Annotated in this window: 1 protein-coding gene; it reads right to left on the reverse strand. The window is 49.1% G+C overall.

Annotated elements, in window-relative coordinates:
• A partial coding sequence (locus R7Z49_RS27870; protein WP_411913046.1) for a FlgK family flagellar hook-associated protein occupies positions 1–507 on the reverse strand: 507 nt, incomplete at both ends.

Below are 507 nucleotides of genomic sequence, written 5' to 3' on the forward strand. Positions count from 1 at the left end.
GTAGTTAAACAGTGGTTTGCCAGCATTGCCTTTCAAGTCTTTACCTGTAGCAAGTACCGCGTTGTACTCATCTGCCAGAGCTTTTGCCATGTCATCAAGCGCTACTTGGTTTGGCTTTAGAACGTCGGTTTGGTAATCGTTGATGGCACCCAACTTACCCCCGACCGAATCGCCAATAGCGAAGCTTTGATTAGCAAAATTCACGTGCAGATCCGCAAGATACGGATCGCTTGGATCAGGAATCGCAGACAGTTGACCAAAGTCCGAGCCCATGACTAACGGCTGACCAGAAACCAACGTCACCTGCATGCTGCCATCCGGTTGATCGGTTGTTTTCACTTCGATCACTTGTGACAGTTCACCGATCAGCTTTTCACGCGTGTCCATCAATTGAGCAGGGTTACCGCCTGTACCTTGCATTTCAACGATTTGCTTGTTCACGTGAGCGATGTTCGACATCAGACTGTTTGCATGAGTCAGCGCAGCACTGCGCTGATCATTCATGTC

The sequence above is a fragment of the Vibrio sp. 1562 genome (assembly GCF_033340155.1).
Taxonomy (GTDB): domain Bacteria; phylum Pseudomonadota; class Gammaproteobacteria; order Enterobacterales; family Vibrionaceae; genus Vibrio; species Vibrio alginolyticus.